General features: G+C 36.4%; 4 protein-coding genes. 2 read left to right on the top strand and 2 right to left on the bottom strand.

Annotation, left to right across the window (positions count from 1 at the left end):
* The first annotated feature begins 916 nt into the window (after positions 1 to 916).
* Positions 917 to 1198: a RepB family protein gene (locus FTT83_RS15410; RefSeq protein WP_120366357.1), complete on the top strand. Its 282-nt coding sequence runs from the start codon at positions 917 to 919 to the stop codon at positions 1196 to 1198.
* A gap of 45 nt (positions 1199 to 1243) precedes the next feature.
* Here the strand turns inward: FTT83_RS15410 and FTT83_RS15405 are convergent, their stop codons facing one another.
* Positions 1244 to 2680, bottom strand: a complete 1437-nt coding sequence (locus tag FTT83_RS15405; RefSeq protein ID WP_130169016.1) for a MobA/MobL family protein — start codon at positions 2678 to 2680, stop codon at positions 1244 to 1246.
* Positions 2681 to 2854: 174 nt separating this feature from the next.
* Here FTT83_RS15405 and FTT83_RS15400 point away from each other — a divergent pair, with 174 nt between their 5' ends.
* Positions 2855 to 3640, top strand: coding sequence for a hypothetical protein (locus tag FTT83_RS15400; RefSeq protein ID WP_120366355.1), 786 nt, complete (start codon positions 2855 to 2857; stop codon positions 3638 to 3640).
* 294 nt (positions 3641 to 3934) lie between these two features.
* Here FTT83_RS15400 and FTT83_RS15395 read toward each other — a convergent pair whose 3' ends face one another.
* A complete protein-coding gene (locus tag FTT83_RS15395; RefSeq protein WP_180109587.1) occupies positions 3935 to 4882 on the bottom strand; it encodes a replication initiation protein in 948 nt (315 codons plus the stop codon).
* Positions 4883 to 5057 lie beyond the last annotated feature (175 nt).

The following is a 5057-nucleotide window of genomic DNA, read 5'->3' as shown; positions in this document are numbered from 1 at the left end:
ACATATACAAGTAGTTTAATACTTGGCGTTTGTAGTTTTTAAACTTGGCGTTTGTAGTTTTAAAGGAGCATTTAACTTGGCGTTTGTAGTTTAATACTTGGCGTTTGTAGTTTTTTAAAGTCTAAAACCCTTGCCTAGCATGGTTTAGGAGGGGGGCTAAAAGCTTTTAAAAGCTTCTTAAAAGAATAAAAGGAGAAGCAAAGTCAAAATCAAAAGCTATGGCACTCGCTTCGCTCGTGTCGTTTCAAGAGCAAAAGCAAAGTCAAAAGCATTGATAATGCATTCGCTGCGCTCATGCTTTTGTAAAAGCAAAAGCTCCAAAGTTCGCACCCTTCGGGATGCTCTGTACTTCCCGAAAATAAGGCTACTGGGAGCTTGTAATCAGTGAAAAGGCATTGCGAGAATTTTGATTTTGACAGTTCGCTCGTAGACACTCGCTCTGTAAATTGCTGTTATTGTTTAGATATTTTTAACATTGCACGTATTTTTTAAACTTTAAGATTAATAAATAATTTGAATTTTCACATTGTTTCTAATTTTAGTATCTCAAATTGATCATAAATATAGCTCTATTTTGCGCTGATTTGCGTTTTAAGCGACTTTTGATGTGTCGCAGTACTTTTGTATGTCTGTCATCTGTTTCGTTGAATACAGCGCATTTTGTGCGATTTTTTGAAGTTGCGATTTTTTGAAGTTGCGATTATCTTGTTACACGGTAATATTTTTTATAAAAAAATCAAAATTTAGATGTTATACGGTAACTATTAAAAGTTACATGGTAACTATTTAGCGTTACAGGTAACAATATGGTTATCGGGTAACGCTATTTTTATAAATCTGTATTCATATTTAATTACCGTGTAACGTGAATTTATGCTATGCTTTGATGGTTGAATAATAAAATTGGAATTATGCAATGAAAGATGCAAATGATAAAAAGACGATTGATATGTTAAAGCCTGCCCCACTCACGAATTCTGAACGACAAAAAGCGTATAGAGAAAGACGTAAGAGTGATGCAAGTCAACGCTTAGACGTATATTTAGATAAGTCTGTATCAGACCAGTTGGCTGATATTGTTGGAGCAGTAGGGGGGAGTCAAAAGGACGTTTTGACACGTCTGATTGATAAAGAATATAAGCGTTTATATGCTGTTAAAAACAGTAGATTAAAGAAGTATATTGAAAGCAAGGGATAAGTACTTGATTTGATAAAGCCCCAAAAATGTGGCTTTATTTTTATACTAAAAATCGGGGCGTGGTGAGTTGTCAATTTCTTTGTCAATTTCACGATTATTTTTGCTATTTTCTTGCTGATTTTTAACAGTGCTTTCTTGTCGATCTAGCAAGTCGTTGCTATTGCATGTAGCTAAATCATCAAGCCAGTTTTGCACAAATTCCCGATCTAATTTGAGTAAGTTCCTTTCATGTTGATCTCTAATATATCCTTTATTTTCAAATATTTGGTATGTTTTAAGGTCGTTTGAAAGGGCTGTGATGCTTGCTTGAATTGTTGGTTCATTTGCTTCGTTTTTGAGTACATCAATAATTGCATATTGTTTTTGCTTTATTGCTTCAATGTACTCTCGAATATTATGTTGTGGTTTATCTTCAATAGCTGATAACTCTAAAACCCTCGCAATTAAAGGCGTTTGCGGTAATTCTTGGAAGTATTTGCATGCTTCTAATGCGCTACATCGCTGTGATTCACTAGCTGTACGCATGATTTCTGCTCTTGATGCGCTTTGATCTGCTGCAAGTCGAGCTTTGGTTTCTAAATAATAGTGCTCATATAGCTGATAGTTGTTGTATTCACGCAAGTCATTGACTTCATTGATCGCTCGCTCACGTTCAGCAAGCTTTGCTTGATATGCAGCGTTTTTGTCTTTGTCTCTAAACGTCAGGTCGGGGTCAAGACGTAACAAGGATTTTGGAATCATTGGCACTGGCTTTAAGTTCGTGCCGTGGATACGGTTGTAATCTTCGTGATGTAGGCAGGACACTGTGTTCGGCACTTCAACATCAATGCCTTTGATGTTTACAATTTTAGTCGGTGCGTACTTCTCAAGATGCTCATTAATAATAACTTCTGTATCGACACGCATTTCATTGATGATCGTTTTGCCTTTTCCTCTGACGTCTGGAGTAATTTTTTGCGCTCCGCCACTTGCAGGGTCTTTGTCGTTGTAGCGACTGAAAAACTGTTCAGCAGTTCTGTTGTGTTCATCGACCGATCTTTCACAATACATGATATGCAAGTGCGGTTGATCTTGTCCGCCGATCTCTCCAGTGTGGTTGTGAATTGCAGCAGTGTACGGAAAGTTAAACTCTTCCGTGAATTTTTTAATGAGTGCTTCGGCTAGTTCGATTCGTTGCTGAACCGTTAGCTCTTTCGGCAATGCGATAACTTGGCTTGCAGCAGTGCGCGCATTTTTTCGCTCGTAGTTGTGAGTAGCTTCCCAAAACAGGTCAGGACGCTTTTCGGCAAAGCTGGGCATGTTGCCACTTTTCACAAACTCAACTTTTTCGTGAAGATTATCTTTGTGATTTTTATAGTGAGCAGTTCGAGTAATGTAGTGAAACCGGTTTTTGCATGACGGGGCTTTTTTGACTTTTGTGCCGGTTTTGCTTTTGACTTTTGTTGTGCCTTTGCCGGTATATGCATAGTCGAAATAATACATTTTCTTACACCCCCGTTTTGTGCCGGTTTTGCTTTTGCCCCGCAGGGCGAGAAGGAGAGTTTCTAATTCAAATTAATTGCGTAGTAATTAATTTGAATTAGAAACACGTAGACGAGCAAAACATTAAATAAATTACTCACGTAATTTAGTTTAATTTTTGTTGCGTGACAATGTATGATGGAAAAACTAAATTTTTATTGTGGTGGTGGCTTCTCTATGGCGACTCGTGGACGACCTGCACGAATATTTTATGATTCTGATTTAGGTAAAATAGTTCGTTTTGCAATGCGTATGGAATTTCGGACTAAAGCACAACAAAAACTTTGTGATGCAGAAAATCATAGTCCCATCACTACGTTTCATACTGCTGTTGATAATGAGTTGTTGACGCTAGTAAAAACTGTAGATCGTGAAAGAACTACGTATAGAAGAAATGCTGAGTTGTACAAAATTATTCAACATAAATCGACAACGACTGTCCAATTAACACACTTAGAAAAAGAAATTTTAGGCTATGACTGGAAAGATCGAGACGGTTTTTTTAATTGTCAAAATGCTTTAACGACATACGCCAAACTTGAAAAAATTGCTAAATCTGAAATTGAACGTGCAGAAAGTCAGAAACGGCAAGAAGCGATAAAAAAGACACTAGAACAGCAAACTGACGGACAAAAGCGCAGAAAAGAAAATGAACGAAGAAAGTATTTTTTAGGTGGTGTTGTTCTTAAATATAGCCAGTTTTTGAAAGACAATTATCTATTCGGTCCGCAAGATACAGAAGAAGCGATTTTACAGCATTTACTTGAAGATTTTATTGTTTGCAACTACTTGTCAGACGTAACAAATGATGATGAAAATAAAGCAAATAATGTAAGAAATTCTATTAAAAATAAACGCTCTGAGATAATAGAGAAAATAAGAAACGTTGCTAAAGAGATTGAAAATGATAAACGCAGATGACAGTTGAATCAGTTGTTATAAAGCAGTTTTTTTGCTCTCAGAATTCTATTTTCTAAACCCTCTATGCTTTTCTGAAGTCGCGGACTATATGCTTTTTTTTGAAGATCAGAAAATTCTTTAAGCTCTGTTTCGAGCTGCTCAATTTTTTGTTGAAGCAGAATTTCTTTTTCAAATTTTGTTATGTCTTTTTCATATATCATTTTGATTTTAAAATCCTTTATGTACTAAACATAGATGCCTAATACCAATATCCTTTCGCTTGCCCTGGGCAAGCGAGGTTATTGGTATTGGGCATCATTTGAAATCAGTTTTGCTGTGTAATGCTTTAAAGATTCGTTTTGCTGTTTCTTCTCTCACACTCTTCGGATCTCGCAAAATTCCTGCAATCCATAAGGCGAATGTTGGATAGTCTGGGAAGTTACTGAGGTCTGAAAGTTCAGAAAGTTTTGAAAGGACAGCGCTGTATTTATTAATTTGGGCATCGGACATATTGCAGAACATATCTACCGTTTTTGGATCTCGTTCAGGTGTAGTTAATTTTGGCTTTGGTTTCTCTTTGACAATGAACTTAAAGCCGACAACAGAACGCCCTTGTTTAATGTTTTCATAAGTTAGATCAATATCTGTATTAGCTGTAATCTCTTCCAGTGAAGGATGTATGACACGATCTTTCAGGTTGCCAATACGTCTATATGAGTCAGGTAATTCAAGTTGTTCGAATAGTTCATCTAGACTTATTTGAAAGCCTCCCATCATTTGGTGCTTTTTAGCTAAATGATAAAGGTCTAGTGAATAATCTTTTTTAAGTCGTAATACGACCTCTTTTTTATATTTTGTATACGGGTTTAGAGCATCAAATTCTCTAAGCAACAATAGCACTTCATCAGTGAAATACAGCTCTGTACCACCTTGCCCAACCTTATAAATAACCTTATTGAGCCAACGCATTTTTATTCGATCACCATTTTCAGCAGTATAGCCAAAGAAGCGAGTAAACAAGCGATCAGATGCTGTTTCTAGAGCCGTGTATGCTGTTGAGAGATCAATGCCACACTCATGAGCGAACTCACTTGAAGAGATAAAAACAGGGTCGTTGCTAGATACTTGAGTTGTTCTTGCTAACGGTGTAGCCATTATGAACAAGCGTTTCTCATCAAGTGACATCCCTCTAAAACACTCAGCAACTCTGTTTTGCAATACAACCCAATCTTTGGGGTAATGTTTTTTTATATCCAATCCCATAATTATTCTACATTGTTCGTGTTGGTAGTTTTATATATTAATCTACACACATATACAAGTAGTTTAATACTTGGCGTTTGTAGTTTTTAAACTTGGCGTTTGTAGTTTTAAAGGAGCATTTAACTTGGCGTTTGTAGTTTAATACTTGGCGTTTGTAGTTTTTTAAAGTCTAAAA

Source organism: Acinetobacter sp. YH01018 (assembly GCF_013420295.1).
Classification (GTDB): Bacteria; Pseudomonadota; Gammaproteobacteria; order Pseudomonadales; family Moraxellaceae; genus Acinetobacter.
This window is presented reverse-complemented; position numbering and strand designations above follow the sequence as displayed.